The 725-nt window shown below is 34.8% G+C and carries 1 protein-coding gene; it reads left to right on the forward strand.

All coding sequences use genetic code 11. From position 1 onward, the window contains the following. Positions 1 to 725 (forward strand): BspA family leucine-rich repeat surface protein (locus tag M3P09_RS17205; RefSeq protein ID WP_249974060.1); only part of this gene is annotated, 725 nt, incomplete at both ends.

The following is a 725-nucleotide window of genomic DNA, read 5'->3' on the forward strand; positions in this document are numbered from 1 at the left end:
CGATTCTCCATCACATTTATATGCAAGTGCAGGTGTGCATACTATCCGTATTATCGGTACATTTCCTAGAATCTATTTTAACAATACAGGAGATAAAGACAAAATTCAATCTGTAGAGCAATGGGGGACAGATACTTGGACCTCTATGGCCCAGTCTTTTCGAGGGTGTAGTAATTTAGTACTAAACGCAACTGACACTCCAAATTTAAGTCAAGCCACTTCAATGTTTAGTATGTTTTTAGAGTGTAGTTCTTTTGTAGATAATGGAGGGGCTATTAACAATTGGGATGTAAGCACAATTACTAATATGGAACAAGTATTTCAAAGTACATTATTTAATTCTCCCATAAATAATTGGAAGGTAAGTGCTGTTACATCTATGTCAAATATGTTTAGAAACACCCCTTATAATCAACCGCTTGATAACTGGGATACCTCTAGCGTAACTAATATGTCTAGTATGTTTCGAAATAATACATCTTTTAATCAACCCATTGATAACTGGGATATCAGTAATGTTACAACAATGATTTTTATGTTTCTTAGTGCTACCCTATCTACAACAAACTACGATGCTACTTTAATAGGTTGGCATACAGACACAAGTGGTGTTGCTAATGATGGTATTGATGATGTCCCTTATAATATAACTTTTCATGGAGGCAGTAGTCAGTACTGTACATCAGAAACTGCTTGGAATAGTTTAAACTCATCCTTTAATTGGT

It is taken from the genome of Jejuia spongiicola, from assembly GCF_023502325.1.
Lineage (GTDB): Bacteria > Bacteroidota > Bacteroidia > Flavobacteriales > Flavobacteriaceae > Wocania_A > Wocania_A spongiicola.